This is a genomic window from Rathayibacter sp. VKM Ac-2926 (genome assembly GCF_022815565.1).
GTDB lineage: Bacteria > Actinomycetota > Actinomycetes > Actinomycetales > Microbacteriaceae > Rathayibacter > Rathayibacter festucae.
In genome coordinates this window covers 92,627-119,020 of sequence record NZ_JALGRS010000003.1, presented here as the reverse complement: position 1 = coordinate 119,020, position 26,394 = coordinate 92,627, and the positions used below count along the sequence as shown (strand labels likewise).

Below are 26,394 nucleotides of genomic sequence, written 5' to 3'. Positions count from 1 at the left end.
CCGATGCCTCCCGCGCCGTCCGTCCACCGACGCGTCGTCGCGGCGGACTCCGCTCCTCCCCTCCGCACCGACCGTTCCACCGACCCGGAGAGAGGCCGCAGCCGTGGTGATCCCCGCCCACGAGACCCGTCGTGAGAGTCGTCGCGCCCGCCGCGGCCGGCACAAGGGCGACTACGACCACGACGACTTCCAGCGCGGCTTCGACGCGCTCGGCCGGCTCGCCCTGGACGGCGTCGTGGTGTCGGCGCGCGCGGTCGACCTCGGCACCGGCCGCGCCCTCTTCACGGTCGACGACTCCGTCTCCATGCCGACGGCGTCCGTCGGCACGATCGTGCTCCTGGTCGAGGTCGCGGCGCGGCTCGCCACCGACCCGCAGGAGAACCTGCGCCTCGTCGATCGCACCGCCGCCGACGCCGTCACCGGCACGGGGATCTGGCAGCACCTGCAGATCCCGTCGATGCCGATCGCGGATCTCGCCGCCCTCGTCGGCGCGACCAGCGACAACCTGGCCACCAACGTCCTCCTGCGCCGGGTCGGACTCGACGCCGTCCGCGAGCGGGCCGAGGCGCTCGGCCTCTCGCGCACCGCTCTGCTCGATGTCGTCCGCGACGAGCGCGGTCCGGACGACGCTCCGCAGCTCTCCATCGGCTCGGCCAGCGAGCTGACCTGGCTGCTCGCGACCCTCGCGAACGGCGAGGTCGTCGACCCCGCGGTCAGCTCGCGCGTCATCGGCTGGCTCTCGCTGAACAGCGACCTGTCGATGGTCGCCTCGGCCTTCGGTCTCGACGCGCTCTCGCACCGGCAGCCCGACCACGGCGTCCTGCTGGTCAACCGGACCGGCACCGACGTGGGGGTCCGTGCCGAGGTCGGCGTGCTCCGCGGGCCGCGCGCCGGCGTCGCCTACGCCGTCATCACGCAGTTCGACGACTCGAGCCTGCGCTACCGCCTCGCGGTGCTCGACGGCATGCGCACGCTGGGCGTCGACCTGCTGGAGTACGTGCACTGAGGGCCGCAGCGGGCGCCCGCTGCCGCTCGCTCGCTCGAGGCGCGAGCTCGCCGACCTCCGGCTCGTGGAACATCGTCCGGCTCGCCGGAATCGCGCGGTCCCGCGTGCCGGGGTCCGTCGTGCGTGCCGGAGGGGTCCGCTCGCCTCCCGGCGGGATGTTCGGCACGCCGAATCACGTCCGGCTCGCGCGAAGCGCACGATTCCGCGTGCCCAGGTCGATTCCGCGTGCCGAAGGTTCTCGCAAGGTGCGGCGCCGTCAAGCAGGTGACCGGGCTCGGAGGCGCGACCTAGGCTGCCCGCAGCGGCGCCGCCTCCCGGTGCGTCGCGGAGAGGACACCATGAGCAGCTTCGGCTTCGACGCCCCCGAGGACGTCACCGACACCACCCGTCCCGACGCCGACTCCCTGCCGGTCCCCCCGGAGGACCCGGCCGAGGTCGACGACGCGGAGGCGACCGGAGAGGCGACCGATGAGGGAGCCGACTCCCGTCTCGACGACGATGCGCGCCTCGACGACGACCAGGACCCGCCGGAGCACCCCTTCGTCCCCTCGCCCAGCTGAGCGACGGACCGGGCTCCGGCCCGGCGCGTGCACAACTAAGGCTGGAAGGGCCGGATCGGCCCTGAAACGCTCGATCCGCCGCTTCCAGCCTTGTCTGTGCACGCCCTCCACCGCTGACGTCGCTGCGGGCGGCGGGCGACGAGGCGGCCGACCCTCGTCAGCCGCGGAAAGCGCCGCGGTAGCGCGCCGCCGGGTGCCGCGGATTCAGCCGCGCGGACCCGGTCAGCCGCTCGCGCAGCCCGCCGGGCGCGTACTCCGAGCGTGCCAGGCCGCGGGCGCGCAGCACGGGCATCACCTCGTCGACGAACTCGACGTAGCTGTCGGGCAGCGACCAGTGGTTGAGGTTGATGCCGTCGACGCCCGCGTCGCGCAGCTCCGACAGCCGGTCGGCGATCTGCTCGGGCGTCCCGACGACGCGCTGGTGCCGGCCGACGGTGAGTCGCGCCAGGTCCGCGACGGTCGCGTCCCGGTCGGGGAGCAGCCGGATCATCGACTCGAGCGTGCTGCGATTCCCGTTGGTGACGATGTCGCGCAGCCTCGTCTCGGGCGGGAAGGGCGTCCCGTCGGCCTGGTCGACGCTCAGCCCCGCGTGCAGCAGGTGGGCGTCGACGCTGCTGTACGCGTCGAGCTCGGCCTCGCGCTCCCGGGCCTCGCGCTCGGTGCTGCCCACGATCACCGACAGGGGTGAGAAGAACAGCACGTCGTCGCCGCGGCGCCCCGCCGCCTCCGTGAGCGCTCGGGTCGAGGTGATCAGCTCGCGGGTCTGCTCCGTCGTCGAGCCGCCGACGAACTGCGCCTCCGCGTGCCGGGCCGCGAAGGCCCGCCCGGCGGGGGAGGAGCCGGCCTGGAAGAGGAACGGCGTGCGCTGGGGCGACGGCGCCGAGAGGTGCGGGCCCTCGACCCGGTAGCTCGCGCCGGCGTGGTCGATGCGGTGCACCGACTCCGGACGGGAGTACGCGCCGGCCTGGTCGCGGACCGAGGCGTCGTCGTCCCACGACCCCTCCCACAGCTTGTAGACGACGTCGAGGTACTCCTCGGCCTGCGCGTAGCGGTCGTCGTGCTCGGTCAGGCGGTCGAGGCCGAAGTTGCGGGCCGCGTTCTCCTGGTAGCTGGTGACGATGTTCCAGGCGACCCGGCCCTTCGAGAGGTGGTCGAGCGTCGACATCCGCCGCGCGAACTCGAACGGGTGCGCCTGCAGGATCGAGCTGGTCATCGCCAGTCCCAGGTGCTCGGTCGAGCCGATCAGGGCGGCGAGTAGGATCGACGGGTCGTTGTTCGGCAGCTGCAGTCCCTCGCGCGCGTTCACCTCGAGCGAGGCGCCGACCGCCCCGTAGGTGCCCACGACGTCCGCGAAGAAGATCGCGTCGAACACCCCGCGCTCGAGCGTCCTCGCGACCTCGATCCAGTGCCCCAGGTCCTCGAACGCGCCGGGCCGCGCCCCGGGCCGCCGCCACTGGCCGTGGTGGATGTGCGAGGGCGTGTTCATCACGAACGCGTTGAAGAGCAGCGGGCGGGGATCGGTCATGCGGGTGCTCCTGAGGACGCGGGTGCGGACGTCGGTCTCGTGCGAGGCGATCGTACGGGCAGCGCGAAGGCCGGACCAGCGGCGGCGGCCGGTCGCAGCAGGATCGATGCCGCCGGGTCTCCAGAGCCGGCATGCGGCGTCCACTCCACCAGCACGAGGAGAGGGCCTGCTAGCGTCGACGCCACCGGCGCGAGCGGGGGCTTCTGGAATCCGGCGGGCCTCGCATCGCGCCGGTTCCGTCTGCCCGGTCCCTCACGCGTCGTCGGCCTCGCCCGTCGGGATCCGCGCGCTGCTCGGGTACATCGAGAACCCGGCACCGAGGCGCAGTCCCGTCTTCTGGTGCAGTGCCATGCACCGTCGGATCTGCTCCCAGAGATAGCTCTGCTCCTCCGGCGCTCCGCCCTGCAGAAGGTAGGTGCCTGCCGAGTAAGCGACGATGTCAGCGAGTTGCAGGATCTCGCGATCCCAGTGGCTGAGCTCCGTGTCGACCCACAGCGGCTTGTCGAGCACCAGGTCGTACTCGGGCTTCCTCCGCAGCATTTTGTCCAGGGTCGCCCGCGCGTCCCGCAGGCCGCCGCTGCGGAAGAACTTCTCGTGCTGGGACTGCTGGTCGGCGACGAACATCGCGGCGTCCCCGGAGTAGTAGTCGCCCACAGTCGTCGCGACGCGCTGGTGCAGGTATGCGTACGCGACGCCCAGCGGCATGAGGTCGCGTCCGGTCTCCACCATCTCGAGCTTGTCCACAGCCGCTGCGAAGACGAGCGGGCGGAAGGTGTCGAAGAGCAGCCCGACGTCCTTGAAGAGGGCGGCCGTCTGCTTCTCGGTGGTGAGTGCCCGGTAGGCAGCGGGCCTGTCCAGACGATGTCCTGATGCGACACTGCGTGCCACCCGACGGAGGTGGCGACCCTTGATCTCGGAATCACCCCACGGAAGATCGCATGCAGCGAGCTCACCGAAGTGCTTCTCCTTGACGTCGACGATCCGCTCTGCCAGGGCGCGCCGTGACGTGTCTCGAACTCCGACGGCGCCGAGCACGAAGTACTGGCTGGCGCCTTCCTTGAGGGTCGGAGTTCCCGGTGCATCGTTCCGGTCGAGCGTGTGATTCCCGAATTCATCGACGTAGAAGATCAGCATGATGCTCCCTCTCGCTGCGCCCCGACGGGCCAGAGGGTAGCAAGCGGCGAGGTGGTGTCATCCGCTGGCGCGAACCGCCCGAGAGGACGCCCGCCCACAGTGCTCATCGAGGAGCCGGACACGGCGGGTCTCGATACGCCGCCTGCGGCGGCTACTCGACCAGCATGCTTCCGGCAAGCGCGAGTTCATCCTGGTCGGGCAGCCCGGCGAGCGTCCGCGCTGCATGCTGATCGAGTAGCCCGGCGCAGCCGGGCGTATCGAGATCCCGCCTACTCCCGCGGGGTCGGCCCCGGCTTGATCCGCTGCGCCAGCCGCTTCAGCGGGTGGGCCGGCTCGCGCTCGAGCGGCTCCTCCACCTCGAGGCCGTAGAACGAGCCGATGTCGCCGACGAAGGCGGCCCGGCGGGCCTTGTCGTACGCGCGGATCTCCCTCCGGAAGGCGATCACCGTCGCGACGCACATCAGGATCATCACCACGCTGAACGGCAGCGCCGAGAGGATCGCGGCGGTCTGCAGGGCGTCGAGTCCGCCGGCGATCAGCAGCGAGAGCGCGAGAAGCGCCGTCGCGAGCGCGAAGAAGATGCGGATGCGGTTGCGCGGCTCCGCGTCGCCGCCGGTGGCGATCATCGACATCACCAGGGCGCCGGAGTCGGCGGAGGTGACGAAGAAGATGCCGATCAGGATGATCGCGCCGACCGTGAGCACCGAGCCCGCGGGCAGGCCCTGCAGCATCGAGAAGAGCGCCGCGTCGGTGCTGACCGAGCCGTCGGCGCCGACGAGCCCGCCGTCGCCGTAGAGCTCGCGGTAGAGCGCGGTGCCGCCGAGCACGCTGAACCAGAGGAAGGTCATGATGGTCGGCACCAGCAGCACACCCGCGACGAACTCGCGGACGGTGCGGCCCTTCGAGACGCGGGCGATGAAGATGCCGACGAACGGCGCCCACGACATCCACCAGCCCCAGTAGAACGTCGTCCAGGTCGCCTGCCAGGCCTCGCCCTCCTGGCCGGCGTAGGCGCTGACCGTGAAGGTGAGGCCGATGAAGTTCTGCAGGTAGTTGCCGAGCGACTGCACGAACTCGCGCAGCAGGAACTGGGTCGGGCCGGCGACCAGCACGAACACGAGCAGCGCGGCGGCGAGCAGCAGGTTGCCGGTCGAGAGCCACTTCATGCCCTTGCCCACACCGGAGACGAGCGAGAACACGGTGAGCGCCGTCACGACCGCGATCACGATGATCTGCACCGTGAGCGAGGAGTCGACGATGCCGCTCGCCTCCAGTCCCGCGGAGATCTGCGTGACGCCGAGGCCGAGCGAGGTGGCGACGCCGAACATCGTGCCGACGAGGGCGACCACGTCGATGGCGTTGCCCCAGCCGCCGCGGACGCGACGGCCCAGCAGCGGCTCGAGCGCCCAGCGGATCGACACCGGGCGCTTGCGGCGGTGGATCGCGTAGGCGAGGGCGAGGCCGACGACCACGTAGATCGACCAGGCGTGCACGCCCCAGTGCAGGTAGGTCTGCGAGATGGCGCTCTGCGCGAGCTCCGTCTCGGTGCCGGTGACGCCGGGGCGCGGGGTGGCGAAGTGGGTGAGCGGCTCCGCGACGCCGTAGAAGACGAGGCCGATGCCCATCCCGGCGGCGAAGAGCAGCGAGATCCAGGAGAGCATCGAGAACTCGGGCTCGTCGTCGTCGGCGCCGAGCTTGATGTCGCCGAAGCGGCTGACGCCCATCCAGATCGCGAAGGCGACGAAGACGGCGGCGATCAGCACGTAGTACCAGCTGAAGGTGTTCACCACCGTGGTCTGCAGGGAGGCGAAGACGCTGGTGGCGGCGTCCGGCGCGATGATCGCGAAGGCGGCGATCGACAGGGTGATCACCGCCGCGGGCCAGAACACCCAGCGGGCGAGGCGCTGCGGAGGCCTCGCGGTGGTGTCGGCGGCGGGCGGGACGGCGATGTCCGGGGCGGAAGGCTTGTCGGACATGGGGTCCTCTCGTCGGCGGCAACCTGCCACGGTACACGGGCGGTCGCGACCGCGTTCGGCGGCCCGGTGGCGCAAGGTCCCCGATCGAGGGTCCCGAGAGCCGTGCGGGCGGGTCGGTCCCGACCGCGGCGACCGGTGTGCGCGAGGCTGGACCCGTGCAGTTCAGAGTCTTCACCGAACCCCAGCAGGGCGCCAGCTACGAGGATCTCCTCGCGGTCGCGCAGGCCACCGAAGCCCTCGGCTACGACGGCTTCTTCCGCTCCGACCACTATCTCCGGATGGGCGACGGCGACCCCGGCCCCGGCCCGACCGACGCCTGGACGACCCTCGCGGGCCTCGCGCGCGAGACCGAGCGGATCGCGCTCGGCACCCTCGTCTCCTCCGTCACCTACCGGCCGCCGGGGATCCTCGCCATCCAGGTCGCCCAGGTCGACGCGATGTCGGGCGGCCGCGTCGAGCTCGGGCTCGGCACCGGCTGGTTCGAGGAGGAGCACGCCGCGTACGGCATCGACTTCCCGCCGCGTCGCTTCGACCTGCTCGAGGAGCAGCTCGAGATCGTCACCGGCCTCTGGTCGACGCCGGTCGGCGAGCGCTACTCGTTCGCGGGCGAGCACTACACGCTGACCGACTCGCCCGCGCTGCCCAAGCCCGCGCGCCTGCCGCTGCCGGTGATCGTCGGGGGAGGAGGACCCAAGCGGACCCCGCGGCTCGCGGCCCGCTTCGCCAGCGAGTTCAACCTGCCCTTCCCCGAGTTCGACGCGATCCCCGGCGCGTTCGAGCGCGTCGACGAGGCCTGCGTCGCGATCGGGCGCGAGCCGTCCTCGCTCGTGCACTCGGTCGCGCTGATCGCGGTCGGCGGAGCGGACGAGGCGGAGTTCGTCCGGCGCGCCGCGGCGATCGGCCGCGAGCCCGCCGAGCTGCGCGAGCACGGCGTCGCCGGCGGCGTCGACGAGACCGTCGACCGCCTCGAGTCCCTGCGCGCGGCCGGCGCCGAGCGCGTCTACCTCCAGTTCATGGACCTCCAGGACCTCGACCACCTCGACTTCTTCGCCCGCGAGGTGCTGCCGCGCCTCTCCGTCTGATCCACCGTTGCGCAGAGGCCGGGTCTCGATACGCCGCCGGAGGCGTCTACCCGACCAGCGAGGCCGCAGGCAGGGAGACGCCCGCCGCTGCGACCTAGGCTGGAGGGATGGTGGACACGATGGAGCGCGCCGACGAGCGGCTGGCGACCCGCTCGGCCGCCGAGCTGCCGTGGGTCGTGCTCGTCTGGGACGACCCGGTCAACCTGATGTCGTACGTGTCCTACGTGTTCCGCAGCTACTTCGGCTTCGGCCGGGCCGAGGCCGAGCGGCTGATGCTCCAGGTGCACACGGAGGGGCGCGCGGTGGTCGCGACCGGCAACCGCGAGGAGATGGAGCGGCACGTGGAGGCGATGCACGGCTACGGCCTGTGGGCGACGCTGCAGAAGGCCGACGCATGACCGCTCGACTCACGGCGGGCAGGCCCTGATGCGCTCCTTCCGCCGCGACTCCTCCGGTGCCGCCGTCGCCCGCTTCGACCGCGAGGAGGCCGGGATCCTCCGCCACCTCGCCGGCGAGATGCTCGAGCTGCTCGACCGCGGAACGAGCGAGGACGCGCGCAACGACCCCGCGCTGGCGCGGCTGCTGCCCGACGCCTACCGCGACGACGACGAGGCCGCCGCCGAGTTCCGCCGCTTCACCGCCCCGGACCTGGCCGGCCGCAAGATGGACGACGCCCGCGCGATCACCGCTGCGCTCGACGCCGGCGAGGGCTCCGGCCACGCCCGCGTCTTCGCCGGTCTCGGCGAGGTCGCCGTCCGGCTCGAGCCGCCGCAGGCGCTGTCCTGGCTCCGCGGACTCACCGACATGCGCCTCGCCCTCGCCGCCCGCCTCGGCATCGTCGACACCGACGACGTCGAGCCCGACGGCGAGACCGGCCAGGCGATCCGCGCGGTCTACGACTGGCTCGGCAGCGTCCAGGACGGCCTGGTCCGCGCGATCGACGTGTGATCGCGACGGTCGCGGCCAGGCCTTTCCGCTAGAGGGTCGAGAGATCTCCACAGCTGTGGACAAACCTGTGGAGAGATGTGGAGAACGGGCGTCCTCGCCGGTGCCCGCCGCCGTGGATCGCCCGTCCCGCGGCGGATCCGGCCGAGCAGAGGGTGTGGAAACGCGAGGTGTCCGGTCGGTTAACCCGCGCCCCTGGAACGGGGGATCAGGCTCCCGGTTCGACGCCGGGGGGCGGAACCGCGTACCGTCCGGACCGTGAACACTCCTTCAGGAACCCAGGCCAAGCGCGCCGCCGACGACGCTCAGGACTCGACCGCGGTGCGCACCCTCGCCCGCGGGGGCTACGCCGCGAACGGCCTCGTCCACGTCCTCATCGGCGTCATCGCCCTGCAGATCGCGACCGGCGGCCAGGGCGAGGCGGACCAGTCCGGCGCGCTCGGCTCGCTCGCCGCGCAGCCCGGCGGACTGGTCGTGCTCTGGGTCTGCGCGATCGGGCTCTTCGGACTCGCGCTGTGGGGTGCGCTCGAGGCGTTCCTGGTGGCGGGCGGCGACAGCGCCGCGTCCCGCTGGGGCAGCCGGCTCAAGGAGGCGGCGAAGGCCGTCGTCTACCTCGCGCTCGGCATCACGACCCTGCGCTTCGCGCTGGGCGGCAGCTCCGACTCGTCCGAGACGTCCGAGAGCGCGAGCGCGCAGGTCCTCGCCGCTCCCGGCGGAGTGGTGCTGCTCGTGATCGCCGGACTCGCGATCCTCGCGGTCGGCGGCGTCTTCGTCTACCGGGGCGCGTCGAAGAAGTTCCTCGAGAACGTCGCCCAGCCGGGCGGGACGGCCGGCCGCGTCGTCACCGGTCTCGGCATCGCGGGTTACATCGCGAAGGGCGTCGTGCTCGGCGTGCTCGGGATCCTGGTGATCATCGCCGCCGTGACGCACGACCCGGCGCAGGCGGGCGGCCTGGACGAGGCTCTGAAGACGCTGACCGAGCTGCCGTTCGGCGTGGTGCTGCTCGGCGTCGTCGCCGTCGGGCTGATCGCCTACGGCGCGTTCTGCTTCGCCCGGGCGCGCTGGCCGAAGCTCTGAGGGGTGACCCCGGGGCGGCGGTGGGAGGGCTCGGCGCGATAGCCGTCGCGGAGCCCGCCCATGCGCGCCGGATCCGCACCGCGCCGCCCTCCCGATCCGCGCCGTCGCCGGGCTCCTGATCCCCGGAAGGACGCCGGAGGAGAGCGCGGAGCCGTGACGAGCGAGCGCGGCGCGGGGCCGATACCCCCTGACGGGTGTGATCGCAAGCAGTGCCGAGGTCCGGCTTCCAGTGACACTCTGTGCAGATGCATGCAGGTAGCGACGACGCGAGTACGGAGCGGGTCCGCCCTGCCCTGGCCGAGACGGCCGCGCGCCTGCTCCGGGCCGTCGCGACCGGCGACCGCGCCGCGTTCGCCGAGCTGTTCGACCGCTTCGGCGGGCTCTTCTCCGCCTCGATCGCCACGGTGCACGCCGACGCCTCCACGCGCGACCGGCTCTGCACCGAGGCCTTCGCCGCCGTCTGGCGCCGTGCCCGGGAGGGCGCCCGCGCCCCGGAGCCGGTGCTCTGGCTGCTCGAGGTGCTCTGCGAGACGCTCGGCTCCTCCCGGGAGGGCTCGCGCCGTCCGCTCGCCGAGGGGCTCCTCGCGCTGGCCTGCCCGGACCGCGAGCTGCTGCTGCTCGCCGTGGCCGGCCGCTACTCGCAGCCCGAGATCGCCGCGCTCACGGGCGTCCGCGAGTCGCGCCTGCGTGCGGTTCTCCGCGACGCGCTCGGCTCCCTCCGCGGCGGCCTCGGCGACGGGCGCCTCACCGCCTGACCGGCGGCGCCGTCTCCTCGAGAACTCGCCGCCTCCCCCGCGGCGGCTCCGACGGGCGTAAACTTGAGTCACCAGAACTCAACTTTCGAACCGCAAGGAGGAGATGCAGATGCAGGCCGGTCGGACACCCCAGCAGGACGAGTCGTCCGCTCTCGCGCAGTACGGCGTCGACCTGACCGCCATCGCGGCGAGCGGCAAGCTCGACCCGGTCATCGGACGGGACGCCGAGATCCGCCGCGTCAGCCAGGTGCTCACGCGTAGAACCAAGAACAACCCGGTGCTCATCGGCGAGCCCGGCGTCGGCAAGACGGCGGTCGTCGAGGGGCTCGCGCAGCGGATCGTCGCGGGCGACGTCGCCGACAGCCTCAAGGGCAAGCGGCTCGTCAGCCTCGATCTCTCCGCGCTGATCGCGGGGGCGAAGTACCGCGGCGAGTTCGAGGAGCGGCTGAAGGCCGTCCTCGCCGAGATCAACGACTCCGGCGGCCGCATCATCACCTTCATCGACGAGCTGCACACGCTGATGGGCGCCGGCGGTGGCGAGGGCTCGGTGGCGGCGGCGAACATGCTGAAGCCGATGCTGGCCCGCGGCGAGCTGCGGATGATCGGCGCCACGACGCTCGACGAGTACCGCCAGTACATCGAGAAGGACGCGGCCCTCGAGCGCCGCTTCCAGCAGGTGTTCGTCGGCGAGCCGACCGTCGAGGACACGGTCGCGATCCTCCGCGGGCTGAAGGAGCGCTACGAGGCCCACCACAAGGTCGCGATCGCCGACTCCGCGCTGATCGCCGCCGCCTCGCTGTCCAACCGCTACATCACCGCGCGCCAGCTCCCGGACAAGGCCATCGACCTGATCGACGAGGCCGCCTCGCGCCTGCGGATGGAGATCGACTCCGCGCCGGTCGAGATCGACGAGCTGCGCCGCTCCGTCGACCGGCTGAAGCTCGAGGAGCTCGCGCTGAAGAAGGAGAAGGACGAGGCCTCGAAGGCGCGGCTGGAGACGCTGCGCGAGGACCTCGCCCGCCGCGGCGCCCACCTCGCCGAGCTGCAGCAGCGCTGGGAGCGCGAGCGCGCCTCCCTCAACCGCATCGGCGATCTCAAGAACCGGCTCGACGCGCTGCGGATCGCGGCCGAGCGGGCCCAGCGCGAGGGCAACCTCGAGCGCGCCTCGCGCCTGCTCTACGGCGACATCCCCGCCGCCGAGAGCGAGCTCGCGGCCGCCGAGCAGGAGGAGCAGCCGGCCGAGGGCCGCATGGTCAACGAGCAGGTCACCTCGGACGACATCGCCGCGGTCATCGCCGCCTGGACCGGCATCCCCGTCGGCCGGCTGATGCAGGGCGAGACCGAGAAGCTGCTGCATCTCGAGACCGAGCTGCACCGGCGCCTGATCGGCCAGAACGAGGCGGTCTCGGCCGTCGCCGGCGCCGTCCGCCGCACCCGCGCGGGCGTCTCCGACCCCGACCGGCCCACCGGCTCCTTCCTCTTCCTCGGACCGACCGGCGTCGGCAAGACCGAGCTGGCGAAGGCGCTGGCCGACCACCTCTTCGACGACGAGAAGGCGATGGTGCGGATCGACATGTCGGAGTACGGCGAGAAGTTCGCCGTCTCGCGGCTGGTCGGCGCCCCTCCCGGCTACATCGGCTACGAGCAGGGCGGCCAGCTGACGGAGGCGGTGCGCCGCCGGCCGTACTCGGTCGTGCTGCTCGACGAGATCGAGAAGGCGCACCCCGAGGTCTTCGACGTGCTGCTGCAGGTGCTCGACGACGGCAGGCTCACCGACGGCCAGGGGCGGACGGTCGACTTCCGCAACACGATCCTCATCCTGACCTCCAACCTCGGCTCGCAGTTCCTTGTCGACCAGTCGCTGACCCGCCCGCAGAAGGTCGAGGCCGTGCAGCAGATGGTGCGCCAGGCCTTCAAGCCCGAGTTCGTGAACCGGCTCGACGACATCGTCGTGTTCGAGGCCCTCGACCGCACCGAGCTCGGCGAGATCGTCTCGCTCTACGTCGACCGGCTCTCGCGCCGGCTGGCGGAGCGACGTCTCGACCTCGCCGTCACGCCCGCCGCCCGCGGCTGGCTGGCCGAACGCGGCTACGACCCGCAGTACGGCGCTCGCCCGCTGCGCCGCCTGATGCAGCAGGAGATCGACGACCGGCTGGCGACGGCCCTCCTCGACGGCTCCATCCGCGACGGCGACGTGGTGCTCGTCGACGCGGGCCCGGACGGCCTGCTGGTCTCCGCGGGCCTCGCGACGCCGTAGGGCGGCACCCTTCCCATTCCTCAAAAGTTGCGGTAGTCGCGCGCCACTACCGCAACTTTCGGAGGGTGGGGCGGGCGGTTCGGGGCGGGGGCTCCTCCACAGGGGGCGATCGCGGGCGGTCCGTCCACAGTCGCCGCCCGGGCGCCTCGCCGGGGTCGCGTCGGCGGGTAGCGTCCCGCCCATGAACTCCCCGTCTCCCGCCGCCGGTGCGCGCATGGCCGACCTCGCGCCCGAGGAGCGGCCGCGCGAGCGGCTCCGCGCCCGCGGTCCCGAGGCGCTGACCGACGCGGAGACGCTCGCCGTGCTGATCGGCAGCGGGGTCCGCGGGGCGAACGCGACGGTCGTCGCGCAGCGCCTGCTCGCACGCTTCGGCGGCATCGACGCGGTGTCGCGGGCGGGCGTCGCCGACCTGGTCCGCCAGCGCGGCGTCGGCGAGGTCGCCGCCTGCCGCATCGTCGCGTCCTTCGAGCTGCGGCGGAGGATGAACCGCGCCGGGCGGGCCGCGCGCGTCGTCGACGCGGCCGGCCTCGCCGAGCTGGTGACGCCGCTGCTCGCCGCACGGCCGACCGAGACCGTGCTCGCCGTCGCGCTGACCGCCGCCGGGGCCGTCCGCGACGTGATCGCGCTCGCCGACGGACCGCCCACCCACGCGGAGCTGCCGGTGGCCGAGATCCTCGCCGAGGTGCTGGCGCGCGGTGCGGCCGGCGTCGGCCTCGCGCACAGCCACGCGGGCGCGGCGGACGTCCTCTCCTCCGACCTCGCCGCGACCCGGGCGCTCGCCGAGGCGTGCGCGGCCTGCGGGCTGCGGTTCGTCGCGCACGTCGTCGTCGGCGCCGACGGCTGGCGGGAGGCGCCGCCGTAGCAGCCGCGGACGTTCGTGCAAGCCCCTGGCCGCCCACCCTTCCGCCCCGCGACGGCGGCGTACCGTGGACGACGCCCCCACCCCCTCTCGAGCAGGAGTCCCCATGCGAGCAACGATCATCCACGGCGAGCGCGACGTCCGACTCGAGGAGGTGCCCGACCCCGTGCTCTCGACCGGCCGCGACGCGATCGTGCGCGTCACCGCCGCGTGCGTCTGCGGCTCCGACCTCTGGCCGTACCGCGGCGTCACCCCGACGAAGGAGGCGCACCGGATCGGCCACGAGTTCGTCGGCGTCGTCGAGGAGATCGGCGACGACGTGCACGACATCGCGGTCGGCGACTTCGTGATCGCCCCCTTCTACGTCTGCGACGGCACCTGCGCCAACTGCGCGAACGGCGTCTCGACCTCCTGCCTCACCGGCGGTTGGTGGGGCGCCGAGGTCGGCGAGCAGGGCTTCGCCGACGGCGCGCAGGGCGAGAAGGTCCGCGTCCCGCTCGCCGACGGCACGCTCTTCCCGGTCGGCACCGACGTCGACCCGGCGCTGATCCCGAGCCTGCTCACCCTCGCCGACGTGATGGGCACCGGTCACCACGCCGCCGTCTCGGCCGGCGTCACCGCGGGCTCCACGGTCGCGGTCGTCGGCGACGGCGCGGTCGGCCTCTGCGCCGTGCTCGCGGCCAAGCGCCTCGGCGCGACCACGATCATCGCGATGTCGCGGCACGAGTCCCGCCAGGCGCTCGCCACCCGCTTCGGCGCGACCCACATCGTCGACACGCGCGGCGACGAGGGCGTGGCCCGGGTCCGCGAGCTCACCGACGGCATCGGCGCGGACTGCGTCCTGGAGTGCGTCGGCACCAAGGAGTCGATGCAGCAGGCGCTCGACTCGGCCCGCCCCGGCGGCATGGTCGGCTACGTCGGCGTCCCCAACGGCGGCCCGGAGCTGCCCGTGCGCCAGATGTTCGGCTCGAACGTCGGCGTCAACGGCGGTGTCGCGCCGGTCCGCGGCTACATGGCGGAGCTGCTGCCCGACGTGCTCAGCGGCGCGATCGAGCCGGGCCTCGTCTTCGACCTGGAGCTGCCGCTCGAGGAGATCGCCGAGGCGTACGCAGCGATGGACGAGCGCCGCGCGATCAAGACCCTCGTGCGGCCGTAGCGGGAGCCGGTCGTGCGCATCGAGATCGAGACGCCCCGGGGCGTCGTCGCCGGAGTCGCGGAGGACGGCGTCGCCCGGTTCCTCGGCGTGCCCTTCGCCGCGGCGCCGGTGGGCGACCGCCGGTTCCGCGCGCCCGAGCCGCGGGCGCCGTTCGACGGCGTCTTCGAGGCGGACGCCTACGGGGCGACGCCTCAGCGCGGCCGCCCGTTCGAGTTCACGACCATCCCCGAGCACTCGATCCCGGGCGAGGACACGCTGACCGTGAACGTGTTCGCCCCGGCTGAGCCGGCCGGCTCGCTCCCCGTGCTCGTCTACCTGCACGGCGGCGGCTACGTCACCGGAGCGGCGTCGAGCGACTGGCACGACGGCTCGGCGTTCGCGCGCGACGGCTTGGTCGTCGTGACCGCCGCCTACCGGCTGGGGGTCGACGGCTTCGGCGTCGTCGAGGGCGACGCGAACCGCGGCGTCCGCGACTGGCTCGCCGCCCTCGAGTGGGTCCGCGAGAGCATCGGCGCGTTCGGCGGCGACCCCGGCCGGGTCACGATCGCGGGCCAGTCCGCGGGCGGCGGCGCCGTGCTCACCCTGCTCGGCTGCGCCGAGGCGCAGCCGCTCTTCGCGCGCGCCGTCGCGATCTCGCCGACCGATCGCAGCGTCCCGATCGAGGAGGCGGAGGAGCAGCTCACCGCCTTCGCGCACGCCCTCGGCGTCGAGCCCACCCGCGCCGCGCTCGCCTCGCTCGACCAGGACGGGCTCTCCGAGACCGCCGCCCTCACGATGATGCCCGGGTCGGGTCACGCGATCGTCTTCGCGCCGGTCTCGGGCGACGCGCTCCTGCCCCTGCCCGTGTCCGAGGCGACCGCGACGACCGGCCTCGACAAGCCGCTCCTGATCGGGTCCACCGCCGACGAGTTCGACAGCCCGCGCCTTCAGCGCGAGCCCGGGGCGGCACCCCGCACGACCGACCTGCTGTTCCGCCGCGCGGTGCTGCAGGCGGCGCGGAACCGCGCGGCCGGGCCCGCCCCGACCTGGCTCTACGCCTTCGACCGGCTCTCGCCCGCGACCGGCGGCGCGTCGCACTGCCTCGACCTGCCGTTCTTCTTCGACCACCTCGACGCCGAGGCGACCGCCCGCGTCCTGGGCGAGGACCCGCCCGCGGCGCTCACCACGGTGATGCACGGCGAGCTGGTGGCCTTCGTCCGGGGCGAGGAGCTGCCCTGGCCGCCGGCGCACGGCGCAGAGGGCGACGCGGTGCGCGTCTACGACGTCGAGCCGGCGGTCGTGCCCGGCCACTACGACGACGTGCTGCCGCTCGTCACGGACCCGCGGGCATGAGCGGGTCCGCGCGCGGCGCCGCACCGCGCTTCCATCCCGATCTCGCGCTCGGCCGCCTCGTCCCGCCGATCGTGCTCGGACCGCGGCTGCTCCGCCTCGCCACCCGTCGCACCGCCGTCGGCGGGGAGGCGCCGCCGGACCTGCTCGTCGAGGACCTCCAGATCCCGGGCCAGGACGGCCACCCGGTCCCGGTCCGCAGCTACCGTCCGCGCACCCTCCGCGGTGCCGCGCCCGCGCTGGTCTGGGTGCACGGCGGCGGCATGGTGCTCGGCAGCCGCTTCGACGACGAGTCCTCGAACATCGCCTTCGCCCGCACGCTCGGCATCACGGTCCTCTCGGTCGGCTACCGGCTCGCGCCCGCCCACCCGGCGCCCGCCGCCCTCGAGGACGTGCTGGCCGCGTTCCGCTGGCTCGCCGCGCACGCCGAGGAGCGGGGAGTCGATCCCGAGCGGATCGCACTGGGCGGCGCGAGCGCGGGCGCCGGCCTGGCCGCGGGGGCGACCCTCCTCGCCCACGATCGCGGCGGAGTGCAGCCCGCGTTCCAGCTGCTGGTCTACCCGATGCTGGACGACCGCACCGTCACCCGACCCGGACCGGTTCCCCGCGGTGTCCGCGTCTGGACGCCGGGCAGCAACCGCTTCGGCTGGACCTCCTACCTCGGCGCCGAGCCCGGCGGCCCCGACGTCTCGCCGTACGCGGCGCCCGCCCGCCGCGACGACCTCTCGGGGCTCCCGCCCGCCTGGATCGGTGTCGGCACTCTCGACCTCTTCCACGACGAGGACGTCCGCTACGCCGAGCGCCTGCGCGCGGCCGGGGTGCCCTGCGAGCTCGAGATCGTCGACGGCGCGTTCCACGGCTTCGACGCCCTCTTCTCCCGCACCGGCGTGGCGAAGCGCTTCTGGGCGGCGAAGGCCGCCGCCCTGGGGAGGGCCCTGAGCGTCTGAGGGCGCGCGATCCGGGCCGAGCCGGACGGTGGGTCGGGCCGTGCGAGGTGCCGCTGCGCCGGATGGGAGCATGGACGCATGGACATCGACCGCCTCGCCACCCGCTACGAGATCGCCCTGCCCGCCTGGATCGAGGACGCCGTGCGCGACGTCCCCGAGTACCTGCCCGAGCGCGAGGACCGCATGGCCCTCGTGCACGCGCTCGCCGATCGCAACTTCCGCGAGGGCAACGGTGGCCCGTTCGCGGCGATCGTCGTCGAGCGCGACTCCGGTCGCGTGGTCTCGGTCGGCGTGAACGTCGTCCTGGGCAGCGGGGTCTCCTCCGGCCACGCGGAGGTCACCGCGCTCGGTCTCGCGCAGACGGCGCTCGGCTCGTGGGACCTGGGCGGCGAGGGCCTGCCGGCGCACGAGCTGGTCGTCAACTGGCGGCCGTGCGTGCAGTGCTACGGAGCGACGCTGTGGTCGGGCGTGCGCCGCCTGGTGGTCGCCGGGTCGGGTCCGGAGCTGGAGGAGATCTCCACGTTCGACGAGGGTCCGATGCGCGAGGACTGGGCCGCCCAGTTCGAGGCGCGCGGCATCGAGGTCGTCGACGGCGTGCTCCGCGACGAGGCGCTCGAGGTCTTCCGCGCCTACCGCGCGCATGTCGACGCGGGCGAGGTGCTCGTCTACAACGCGCGCGCCGCGGACTGAGCCGCCGCCCCTTCTGAACGAGCGAGCCGCCCCGGAGGATCCCCGGGGCGGCTCGTGCTGTCAGTGGGCCTGCGGCGTCAGTGGTTGCCGGGCGTGTACACGGCGGAGGCGCGCCACCAGTCGTCGAACATCGACAGCGGCACCTGCCGCTTGTGCTCGGTCGCCTGGTACCGGGCCTCGATCGCCTCGGCGACCTCGGTCGCGACGTCGCCACCCTCGAGGTACTCGTCGAGGTCGGCGTAGACCAGGCCGAGGTTCGACTCGTCCGTCTGGCCCGGGTTCTCGTCGAGCAGGTCGGCGGTCGGCGCCTTCTCGTAGAGGCGGGCCGGGGCGTCGAGGTGCACGAGCAGCGAGCGGCCCTGGCGCTTCGTGAGGCCGGTCAGCGGCAGCACGTCGGCGCCGCCGTCGCCGAACTTGGTGAAGAAGCCGGTCACCGCCTCCGCCGCGTGGTCGGTGCCGACGACGAGCATGCCCGCCTGGCCGGCGATCGCGTACTGGGCGACCATCCGTGCGCGCGCCTTGACGTTGCCCTTGACGAAGTCCGAGATCGGCTCGCCGACGGCGTCGCCGAACGCGGAGGCGATGCCGTCGACCCCGGCGTGGATGTCGAAGGTCACCTGGCGGTCGGGCCGGATGAAGGTCAGCGCGAGCTGCGCGTCCTCCTCGTCGGCCTGCACCCGGTAGGGCAGCCGCACCGCGATGAAGGAGGCGTCGCCGCCCTCCGCGCGCACCTGCTCGACCGCGAGCTGGCAGAGCCGGCCGGCCAGGCTCGAGTCCTGCCCGCCGCTGATGCCGAGCACGAGGCCCTTGGCCCCGGTGTGCCGGAGGTAGTCGGCGAGGAAGCCGCTGCGCCGCTCGACCTCGGCGGCCGGGTCGACGGTGGGGGAGACGTGGAGCTCGGAGATGATTCGCTGCTGGACATCGCGCACGCCTCAACGCTACTCCCGATGCCGCCGCCCCGCCCCGCTTCGGAGCCGACCGCAAGCCTCAGTCGGCGCACACCGTCCTGCCGGGTCGAGCAGCCCCGCCTGCGCACACGCATGCCGGTCGAGCAGCCCCGCCTGCACGCGCACATGCTGGTCGAGCGGCACGGCGGGCGCACATACATGCTGGTCGAGCGACACGGTGGGCACACCTACGCGCTGGTCGAGTAGCCCCGCAGGGGCGTATCGAGACCCACCGTCGCCAGCAGGACGGGTCTGCAGAGTCGTCCTCTGACGCGGGTGGATCTCGATACGCCCGCTGCGCGGGCTACTCGATCAGCATGCTGAGGGCTCGCCGCGCGGGCCTGCTGATCCGGGGATCCTCGAACGGACGCAGGAGGGGCCTCCTGTTCGAGGCAGGCCCCCGCACGCGTCCACTCGACCGTGCCGGCCCGCGCGAGTGGACGCACATCGGGCTCTCCACAGCTACCGGACCCCGTCGCGGGTCCACTCGCCGGCCCGACTCCGGCGCGTCCGGCGCGCTCATGCTGGTCGAGTAGCCGCCGGAGGCGGCGTATCGAGACCCACCCTGCTGGGCGCGGCGCCCGCGCGTCTCAGCTGCGCGCGGCGACGATGCGGGCGATGCGCTCCGGGACCGTGTCGTCCTGGAGGCTCGTGACGTCGCCGAGGGCGCGGCCGTCGCGGATGTCGCCGAGGAGGCGGCGCATGATCTTGCCCGAGCGGGTCTTCGGCAGATCCGGGACGACGACCACGTCGCGCGGCTTCGCGATCGGGCCGATCGCCGTCGCGACGTGCTCGCGCAGCGCCTGCGAGAGGTCGGCCTCGAGCGCGGTCCAGTAGGCCGGATCCTCCTCCGTGCGGTCGATCGCCTCGTCGGAGGGGATCACGAACGCCGCGATCGCCTGGCCGGTCGTCGCGTCCTCGACGCCGACCACGCCGGCCTCGCCGACCGCCGGGTGCGCCACCAGTGCCGACTCGATCTCGATGGTCGAGAGCCGGTGCCCCGAGACGTTGATGACGTCGTCGACCCGGCCGAGCACCCAGATGTCGCCGTCGGCGTCGTACTTCGCGCCGTCGCCGGAGAAGAAGTAGCCGCGGTCGGCGTAGCGGGCCCAGTAGGAGTCGCGGTACCGCTCCGGGTTCCCCCAGACGGTCCGCGCGAGGGCCGGGCCGGTGCGGTCGACCACGAGGTAGCCGCCGGAGCCGTTCGGCACCCGCTCGCCCGCCTCGTCGACGACGAGGGCGCCGAGGCCGGGCAGGGCGCCCAGCGAGGAGCCGGGCTTGAGGGTCGAGACGCCCGGCAGCGGGCACATCACGGCCGCGCCCGTCTCGGACTGCCACCAGGTGTCGACGATCGGGCAGCGCCCGCCGCCGATCCGCTCGTGGAACCACACCCAGGCCTCGGGGTTGATCGACTCGCCGACCGTGCCGAGCAGTCGCAGGCTCGAGAGGTCGTACTCCGACGGGACGCCCTCCGGGAACCAGGTCATCAGCGTCCGGATCAGCGTCGGCGCCGTGTAGTAGACGGTGACGCCGTAGCGCTCGATGATCTCGAAGTGCCGCGCGGTGTGCGGGGTGTTCGGGGTGCCCTCGTAGATGACCTGGGTGAGCCCGTTCGAGAGCGGACCGTAGATCTCGTAGGTGTGCGCCGTGACCCAGGCCAGGTCGGCGGTGCACCAGTGCACGTCGTCCGGCTTCGCGTCGAAGACGGCCCAGTGCGTCCAGGACGCCTGGGTCAGGTAGCCGCCGCTGGTGTGCACGAGGCCCTTCGGCTTCCCGGTCGTGCCCGAGGTGTAGATGATGAACAGCGGCGTCTCCGCGTCGAAGGCCTCGGCCTCGTGCACGTCGCTCTGCCCGTCGACGACGTCGTGCCACCAGACGTCGCGGCCCTCGGTCCAGGGGAGGTCCGGCGTCTCGTCGCCGGTCCGGCGGACGACGAGCACGTGCTCGATCGACGCGACGCCGGCGACCGCGTGGTCGGCGTTCGCCTTCACCGGGACGGCGACACCGCGCCGGAACTGGCCGTCGGTGGTGACCAGCAGCTTCGCGCCGGTGTCCTCGACGCGGAAGCGCACCGCCTCGGCCGAGAAGCCGCCGAAGACGAGGGAGTGGATCGCGCCGATCCGCGCGATCGCGAGAGTGATGACGACGGTCTCGGGGATCACCGGGAGGTAGACGACGACGCGGTCGCCCTTCCCGATGCCGAGCGCGGTGAGCGCGTGTGCGGCGCGGGCGACGTCGCGCTGCAGCTCGGCGTAGCTGATCGAGCGGCGGTCGCCGCGCTCGCCCTCGAAGTGCAGGGCGATCTTGTCTCCGCGGCCCGCGTCGACGTGCCGGTCGACGCAGTTGACGGCGACGTTGAGCGTGCCGCCCTCGAACCAGGTCGCGCGCGGGACGGACAGCGTGCCGTCCTCCTGCGGGACAGCCGGCTCCCAGCGGTGCGCGGTGTGCCAGGGCTCGACCCAGTCGAGGCGCCGGGCCGCCTCCTCCCAGAACGCCACCGGGTCGGCGGCGGCGCGGGCGTGCTCGCCGGAGCCGACGTTCGCCTGCGCGGCGAAGGCCTCGGGCGCCGGGAAGCGGCGGGACTCCTCGAGCAGGTTCGCGATCGTCTCGCTCATCGGCGGGCCTCCGTGGTCGTCGTGCCGGTCGTCGTGCCGGTCGTGCAGCGCGTCGTGCCGGTCATCCTCACGCCCACTTCCGGATCGCGTAGCGCTGGAACACGCCGACGATCGAGTCGGTCAGCTTGCCCAGCACCGCCAGCAGGATGATCGCGAGGAAGACGCGGTCGATGCGCCCGTTGCTCTGACTGTCGGTCAGGCGGAAGCCCAGGCCCATCGACGAGGCGATCAGCTCGGCGGCGACCAGGAACAGCCACGACTGCGCGAGCGCCAGGCGCAGCCCGGCGATCACCGAGGGGATCACGGCCGGCAGCTGCACCGCGGTGAACAGCCGCACGCCCGAGAGGCCGAACGCCCGACCCGCCTCGACGAGCTGCCGGTCGACGTGACCGAGGGCGGTCGCCACGGTGGTGAAGACGGGGAAGAACGCGCCGATCGTGATCAGCGTGATCTTCGACTCCTCGCCGATCCCCATCCAGAGCAGCAGCAGCGGCACCCAGGCCAGCGACGGCACCGCGCGGATCGCGCCGAGCGTCGGTGCCAGCACGACCTCCCACACCCGGGAGAGCCCGAAGAGCGCGCCGACCAGCAGCCCCAGTGCGGAGCCGAGGCCGAAGCCGATCAGCACCCGCTGGGTCGAGATCGCGACGTCCTGCCCGAGGTCGCCGCGCTGCGCGAGATCGACCGCCGCCGCCCAGACCATCGCAGGCGACGGGAACACCGACACCGACACCATCCCGGTGGTCGTGACGATCTGCCACGCCGCGAGCAGCAGCACCGGCAGGATCGCCCCTCCCGCGACCAGGAACCAGCGCCGCGAGGTGAGCGGCCGGGCGTGCGCCGCCTCGTCGTCGCGGAGCCGCTTCTGCGACGCCTCGACGCTCGGCCCGACCACGGCGGTGCCGACCGCGCCGGGCGCCTGCACGAGCCCGGTGCTCCGGCGCACGAGGTCGGCGTCGGTCACGGTCTCGTCGTCGCGTGTCGCCATCGTCGTCTCCTCGGTCGGTGTCGCGGTCGGTGCTGTCGCGGGTCGGTCTGTCCCGGGTCGGTGCTGTCGTGCTGTGGTCGTGCGGGCGTCAGGAGCGCCGTCAGGCGATCGCGGACGGGTCGGCTGCCGTCGCATACGTGTCGTCGATCAGCGAGTCGAGGGCCGCGTCGACCTGCTCCTGCGTGGCGACGTCGCCGTTCGCGACGAAGATCGGGCCGATGATGGCGAGCACGTCGGTCTGGGCCGAGCCGGGGACGTTGTCGACGTCGAGGTTGCTGCGCTCGGTGATCACGGTGGTGGCCACGGCGACGTCGAGCCCGGCGACGGACGCGAGGATGCTCGCCGTCTCCTCCTGGTTCTCCAGGGCCCAGGCGCGGGCGTGCTCGTAGGCGTTCACGACGGTCTGCGCGAGGTCGGGCTTGGCCGCGAGGAAGCTCTCGGTGGCGTTGAGCAGCCCGTAGGAGTTGAAGTCGACGTTGCGGTAGAGCAGGGTCGCCCCGGCCGCCTCCGCGCCCGCCATGATCGGGTCGAGTCCGGCCCAGGCGTCGACCGAGCCGTTCTGCAGCGCGGCCCAGCCGTCGGCGTGCTGCAGGTTCTGCACGGTGACGTCGTCGATGCTCAGGCCGGCGGCCTCGAGCGCCTGCACCAGGAAGAAGTAGGGGTCGGTGCCGCTGGTGGCCGCGATCTGCTTGCCGGCGAGCTGCTCGACGCTGGTGATCGCCGAGCCGGCGGGCACGACGAGGGCGGACCACTCCGGCTGGGAGAAGATGTCGATCGTCCTGATCGGCGAGCCGTTCGAGCGCGCGAGCAGCGCGGCCGAGCCGGCGGTCGAGCCGACGTCGATCGCCCCGGCGCGCAGGGCCTCGTTGGCCTTGTTCGAGCCGGCCGACTGCACCCAGGTGACGGTGACCTCCTGCTCGGCGAGGGCGGTCTCGAGCCAGCCCTTCTCCTTGATGACGAGGCTCAGCGGGTTGTAGGTCGCGAAGTCGAGCGTCAGCGTGCCGCCCTGGGTCTTCGCGGTCGAGCCGGCGGAGGCGGCGGGTGCCGCGGCCGCGCCGCCGCCGCCCTCGCCCTGGACGCAGCCCGCGAGGAGCGGGACCGCGGCGGCGGTGAGCAGGCCCGCGAGCGCGGTGCGGCGGGTGAGCGGGGAGGTGCTGAACGACGGGAACGACATGGGGGCCTCGACTTCGGTGCGGTGGCGGGAGTGGGACGAGTGTGCGGGAGCGGACGGACGGGATGTCCGCGAGCGGTGGGATCCGTGGACGGAGGGCGGGATCGGCGCCTGGGGAGGAGAGGAAGTGGGGCGCAGCGGCCTAGTGCCGCTCGATCCCGAGCCCCTCGAGCAGCTCGACCCGCCGCTCGGCGAGCTCGGCGGAACCGCGGTCGCGGGGCCGCGCACCGGGGACCGTCATGATCTGCCGGATGCGCGAGACGCCGCCCGGCTCGTCGCGGCCGAGCAGCACGATCCGGTCGGCCAGCTGCAGCGCCTCGTCCACGTCGTGGGTGACGAGCAGGATCGTCGCGGGGGCGGCCGCGTGCACCTCGAGCAGGAGGTCCTGCATCCGCAGGCGGGTCAGCGCGTCGAGCGCGCCGAACGGCTCGTCCAGCAGCAGCACGCCGGGGTTGCGGGCCAGCGCGCGGGCGAGCGAGGCGCGCTGCGCCATCCCGCCGGACACCTCGCGCGGCCGGGAGCCGGCGTGCGCGGTCAGCCCGACCAGCGAGAGCAGCTCGTCGACCGCCGTGCGGCCGGCTTCGCGCGAGGTGCCGCGCGGGAGCCCGAGCGCGACGTTCGCCGCGAGGGAGCGCCAGGGCAGCAGGCGCGGCTCCTGGAACGCGACCGCGCAGCGCGGGTCGATCCCCGAGACCGACGACCCGTCGATCAGCACCGTTCCGGCGCTCGCCGTGTCCAGTCCGGCGGCGATCCGCAGCAGCGTCGACTTGCCGCAGCCGCTCGGTCCGAGGATCGCGATCACCTCGCCGGCGCGGACATCGAGCGAGACGTCGGCGAGTACGGGGGCGCCCGGGGCGAAGGTGCGGCCGACCCCGTCGAAGCGCACCGGGAACGCCGACTGGCCGAGCGCGGCGTCGAAGGCCAGGCTCGTGCGGGCGGGGGTTCCGGTCATGAGTGCTCCGAGGCGGGGCGGGCGGGCGGACCGTCCGATCGTACGGACGAGTGCCGACCCCTCGGCGGCCGCGACGACACGCGGAGTAACACAGGCGCCCCTTGCACGACGAAGGCCCCGCCGGCACCGCGGAGCGGCGGCCGACGGGGCCTCGGGGGAGCGGACTACGCCTGGACGAGCACGAGCTCCTCGAGCGGCAGGCGCGTGCGGGGAGCGGTCTCGCGCTCGCGGAGCACGTCGTTCTCGAGCGCGTCGGGGCTGGCGAGCACGCCCACGGCGGCGACGGTCACCGGGTCGAAGCGCGCGTCGACGCCGAACGCCGTCCGGACGCCGTCCTTGTCGAAGCCGGCCATCTGGTGCACGTGCAGCCCCTCGTGGTGCGCCTGCACGCTGAGGTGGGCGACGGCCTGGCCGAGGTCGTAGACGGCCCACGGGCGCGCCTCGCCCTTCTCGTCGACCGTCTCGGCGAGCGCGACGATCAGCGCGGCGGCCGAGCCGGCCCAGGCGGCGTTGAAGCCGACGAGGGTGCCGACGATGCTGTCGAACTCCGGAGTGCCGCGGCGCGCGACGATGAAGCGCGACGGCTGCGAGTTGCCGGCCGAGGGGGACCAGCGGGCGGCCTCGAGCAGCGCGGTCAGCGTCTCGTCCGCGATCGCCGCGGAGGCGTCGTAGGAGCGAGGGCTCCAGCGCTCGGCGAGGACGTCCAGGATCGGGGCGCTGGTCGAGGCGGTGCGGGTGGCGGTGTCGGTCATGGGGTGCTTCTCTCCGGAGACGGCTGAACAGGGCGGGCCTCGTCGCCCGAGGGACCCAACCGCAGGAGCTCCGCCGGCATTCCCGCTCGTCGCGCCGACCGGCCGTTCGCCCACGGAGGAGCACGGGGTCCTGTCGGTGCGGAACGGTACCCTGGAGAGCGGCGTGCTTCCCCGCGCGCGACAACTCACCACTCTGATGGAGGATCATCCATGGCCCAGCACTTCGACGTCGTCGTCCTGGGGGCAGGCCCCGGTGGATACGTGGCCGCGATCCGTGCCGCCCAGCTCGGCAAGTCCGTCGCCATCGTCGAGAAGAAGTACTGGGGCGGTGTCTGCCTCAACGTGGGCTGCATCCCCTCCAAGGCGCTGCTGCGCAACGCGGAGCTCGCCCACATCTTCCACGCGCAGGCGAAGCAGTTCGGCATCTCGGGCGACGTCTCCTTCGACTTCGGCGTGGCCTTCGACCGCAGCCGCACCGTCGCGGACGGACGCACCAAGGGCGTCCACTTCCTGATGAAGAAGAACAAGATCACCGAGTTCGACGGCACCGGCTCCTTCACCGGCCCGCAGGGCCTCGACGTGCAGCTCACCAAGGGCGGCTCCGAGTCGCTGACCTTCGACGACGCGATCATCGCGACCGGCGCGAGCGTCCGCCTCCTCCCCGGCGTCGAGCTCTCCGAGAACGTCGTCACCTACGAGACCCAGATCATGACCCGCGAGCTGCCCGACACGATGGCCATCGTGGGCGCCGGCGCGATCGGCATGGAGTTCGCCTACGTCCTGAAGAACTACGGCGTCGACGTGACGATCATCGAGTTCATGGACCGCGCCCTCCCCAACGAGGACCCGGACGTCTCCAAGGAGATCCAGAAGCAGTACAAGAAGCTCGGCGTCGAGATCCTCACCTCGACCAAGGTCGAGTCGGTCGTCGACAAGGACGGCTACGTCACCGTCACCTACACCGGCAAGGACGGCACGCAGTCGACCCTCGAGGTCGACAAGGTCCTCATGTCGATCGGCTGGGTCCCGCGCGTCGAGGGCTTCGGCCTCGAGAAGACGGGCGTCGAGGTCACCGAGCGCGGCGCCATCGGCATCGACGAGTACATGCGCACCAACGTCCCGCACATCTACGCGATCGGCGACGTCACCGCCAAGCTGCAGCTCGCGCACGTCGCGGAGGCGCAGGGCGTCGTCGCGGCCGAGACCATCGCCGGAGCCGAGACCCAGACCCTCGGCGACTACCGGATGATGCCGCGCGCCACGTTCTGCCAGCCGCAGATCGCCTCCTTCGGTCTCACCGAGAAGCAGGCGACCGACGAGGGCCACGAGATCACCGTCTCGACCTTCCCGTTCATGGCCAACGGCAAGGCGCACGGCCTCGGCGAGCCCACCGGCTTCGTCAAGCTCATCGCGAGCAAGCAGTACGGCGAGCTCCTCGGCGCCCACATGATCGGCCCGGACGTGTCCGAGCTGCTCCCCGAGCTCACGCTCGCGCAGAAGTGGGACCTCACGGCGACCGAGCTGGCCCGCAACGTGCACACCCACCCGACGCTGTCGGAGGCGCTCCAGGAGGGCTTCCACGGCCTCAAGGGCCACATGATCAACATGTAGCTCCCCGCTCCACCTGCACCGCGCGCTCCGGCTCGCGGCCGCACCTGCTCCGGCTCGCAG

Annotated in this window: 23 protein-coding genes; 14 read left to right on the top strand and 9 right to left on the bottom strand. The window is 73.0% G+C overall.

The window, feature by feature from the left end:
* The first annotated feature begins 103 nt into the window (after positions 1–103).
* Together MT351_RS04910 and MT351_RS04905 are read left to right on the top strand one after the other, a co-directional pair.
* Entirely contained in the window at positions 104–1,006 is a 903-nt protein-coding gene (locus MT351_RS04910; RefSeq protein ID WP_123736213.1) for a serine hydrolase, read from the top strand.
* Between the two features lie 338 nt (positions 1,007–1,344).
* The gene (locus MT351_RS04905) at positions 1,345–1,566 is read left to right on the top strand and encodes a hypothetical protein (RefSeq protein WP_243581412.1); all 222 of its coding nucleotides are present in this window, start codon (positions 1,345–1,347) and stop codon (positions 1,564–1,566) included.
* 157 nt (positions 1,567–1,723) lie between these two features.
* On the opposite strand, the gene MT351_RS04900 is transcribed toward MT351_RS04905, so the two are convergent.
* From MT351_RS04900 to MT351_RS04890, 3 genes are all read right to left on the bottom strand, one after another.
* Positions 1,724–3,091, bottom strand: coding sequence for an NtaA/DmoA family FMN-dependent monooxygenase (locus tag MT351_RS04900; protein WP_243581411.1), 1,368 nt, complete (start codon positions 3,089–3,091; stop codon positions 1,724–1,726).
* Between the two features lie 252 nt (positions 3,092–3,343).
* Positions 3,344–4,225 carry a DUF3800 domain-containing protein gene (locus tag MT351_RS04895; RefSeq protein ID WP_243581410.1) on the bottom strand — a complete coding sequence of 294 codons (882 nt, stop codon included), beginning with the start codon at positions 4,223–4,225 and terminating at the stop codon, positions 3,344–3,346.
* Between the two features lie 269 nt (positions 4,226–4,494).
* Positions 4,495–6,201 (bottom strand): BCCT family transporter, encoded by a 1,707-nt coding sequence (locus MT351_RS04890; protein ID WP_132437371.1) that lies wholly within the window; start codon positions 6,199–6,201, stop codon positions 4,495–4,497.
* A gap of 155 nt (positions 6,202–6,356) precedes the next feature.
* Here MT351_RS04890 and MT351_RS04885 point away from each other — a divergent pair, with 155 nt between their 5' ends.
* The 11 genes from MT351_RS04885 (at position 6,357) to MT351_RS04835 (ending at position 17,298) form a co-directional block, all read left to right on the top strand.
* On the top strand, positions 6,357–7,283 hold the full coding sequence (locus MT351_RS04885; RefSeq protein WP_243581409.1) for an LLM class F420-dependent oxidoreductase: 927 nt from the start codon (positions 6,357–6,359) through the stop codon (positions 7,281–7,283).
* Positions 7,284–7,402: 119 nt separating this feature from the next.
* Positions 7,403–7,681, top strand: a complete 279-nt coding sequence (gene clpS, locus MT351_RS04880) for an ATP-dependent Clp protease adapter ClpS (protein WP_243581604.1) — start codon at positions 7,403–7,405, stop codon at positions 7,679–7,681.
* A gap of 28 nt (positions 7,682–7,709) precedes the next feature.
* Positions 7,710–8,231: a DUF2017 domain-containing protein gene (locus tag MT351_RS04875; RefSeq protein WP_243581408.1), complete on the top strand. Its 522-nt coding sequence runs from the start codon at positions 7,710–7,712 to the stop codon at positions 8,229–8,231.
* Positions 8,232–8,486: 255 nt separating this feature from the next.
* A complete protein-coding gene (locus MT351_RS04870) occupies positions 8,487–9,305 on the top strand; it encodes a DUF1206 domain-containing protein (RefSeq protein ID WP_243581407.1) in 819 nt (272 codons plus the stop codon).
* Between the two features lie 245 nt (positions 9,306–9,550).
* Complete coding sequence (locus MT351_RS04865; RefSeq protein WP_132437375.1) at positions 9,551–10,060, top strand: hypothetical protein; 510 nt, start codon at positions 9,551–9,553, stop codon at positions 10,058–10,060.
* A gap of 109 nt (positions 10,061–10,169) precedes the next feature.
* Positions 10,170–12,317 (top strand): ATP-dependent Clp protease ATP-binding subunit, encoded by a 2,148-nt coding sequence (locus tag MT351_RS04860; protein WP_123706241.1) that lies wholly within the window; start codon positions 10,170–10,172, stop codon positions 12,315–12,317.
* Between the two features lie 181 nt (positions 12,318–12,498).
* Positions 12,499–13,179 carry a RadC family protein gene (locus MT351_RS04855; RefSeq protein WP_243581406.1) on the top strand — a complete coding sequence of 227 codons (681 nt, stop codon included), beginning with the start codon at positions 12,499–12,501 and terminating at the stop codon, positions 13,177–13,179.
* Positions 13,180–13,282: 103 nt separating this feature from the next.
* Positions 13,283–14,332 (top strand): zinc-dependent alcohol dehydrogenase family protein, encoded by a 1,050-nt coding sequence (locus MT351_RS04850; RefSeq protein WP_123447162.1) that lies wholly within the window; start codon positions 13,283–13,285, stop codon positions 14,330–14,332.
* A 12-nt stretch (positions 14,333–14,344) separates the two neighbouring features.
* On the top strand, positions 14,345–15,664 hold the full coding sequence (locus tag MT351_RS04845) for a carboxylesterase/lipase family protein (RefSeq protein WP_243581405.1): 1,320 nt from the start codon (positions 14,345–14,347) through the stop codon (positions 15,662–15,664).
* Positions 15,661–16,608 carry an alpha/beta hydrolase gene (locus MT351_RS04840; protein ID WP_243581404.1) on the top strand — a complete coding sequence of 316 codons (948 nt, stop codon included), beginning with the start codon at positions 15,661–15,663 and terminating at the stop codon, positions 16,606–16,608. Before MT351_RS04845 ends, MT351_RS04840 begins: the two co-directional genes overlap by 4 nt.
* A gap of 78 nt (positions 16,609–16,686) precedes the next feature.
* Entirely contained in the window at positions 16,687–17,298 is a 612-nt protein-coding gene (locus tag MT351_RS04835; RefSeq protein WP_185020148.1) for a nucleoside deaminase, read from the top strand.
* Between the two features lie 77 nt (positions 17,299–17,375).
* On the opposite strand, the gene nadE is transcribed toward MT351_RS04835, so the two are convergent.
* The 6 genes from nadE to MT351_RS04805 all read right to left on the bottom strand — a co-directional run bounded on the left by nadE (position 17,376) and on the right by MT351_RS04805 (position 24,723).
* Positions 17,376–18,227 carry an ammonia-dependent NAD(+) synthetase gene (gene nadE, locus MT351_RS04830; protein ID WP_243581403.1) on the bottom strand — a complete coding sequence of 284 codons (852 nt, stop codon included), beginning with the start codon at positions 18,225–18,227 and terminating at the stop codon, positions 17,376–17,378.
* A 608-nt stretch (positions 18,228–18,835) separates the two neighbouring features.
* Positions 18,836–20,860, bottom strand: a complete 2,025-nt coding sequence (acs, locus tag MT351_RS04825) for an acetate--CoA ligase (protein ID WP_243581402.1) — start codon at positions 20,858–20,860, stop codon at positions 18,836–18,838.
* Positions 20,861–20,927: 67 nt separating this feature from the next.
* Positions 20,928–21,848 carry an ABC transporter permease gene (locus tag MT351_RS04820; protein ID WP_123736225.1) on the bottom strand — a complete coding sequence of 307 codons (921 nt, stop codon included), beginning with the start codon at positions 21,846–21,848 and terminating at the stop codon, positions 20,928–20,930.
* Between the two features lie 100 nt (positions 21,849–21,948).
* A complete protein-coding gene (locus MT351_RS04815; RefSeq protein ID WP_243581401.1) occupies positions 21,949–23,022 on the bottom strand; it encodes an aliphatic sulfonate ABC transporter substrate-binding protein in 1,074 nt (357 codons plus the stop codon).
* A 139-nt stretch (positions 23,023–23,161) separates the two neighbouring features.
* Positions 23,162–23,971 carry an ABC transporter ATP-binding protein gene (locus MT351_RS04810; protein WP_123447155.1) on the bottom strand — a complete coding sequence of 270 codons (810 nt, stop codon included), beginning with the start codon at positions 23,969–23,971 and terminating at the stop codon, positions 23,162–23,164.
* Positions 23,972–24,135: 164 nt separating this feature from the next.
* Entirely contained in the window at positions 24,136–24,723 is a 588-nt protein-coding gene (locus tag MT351_RS04805) for a nitroreductase family protein (RefSeq protein WP_123736227.1), read from the bottom strand.
* 210 nt (positions 24,724–24,933) lie between these two features.
* Between MT351_RS04805 and lpdA the strand changes: the two genes are divergently transcribed.
* Positions 24,934–26,334 (top strand): dihydrolipoyl dehydrogenase, encoded by a 1,401-nt coding sequence (gene lpdA, locus MT351_RS04800; RefSeq protein ID WP_123706034.1) that lies wholly within the window; start codon positions 24,934–24,936, stop codon positions 26,332–26,334.
* Positions 26,335–26,394: the final 60 nt, after the last annotated feature.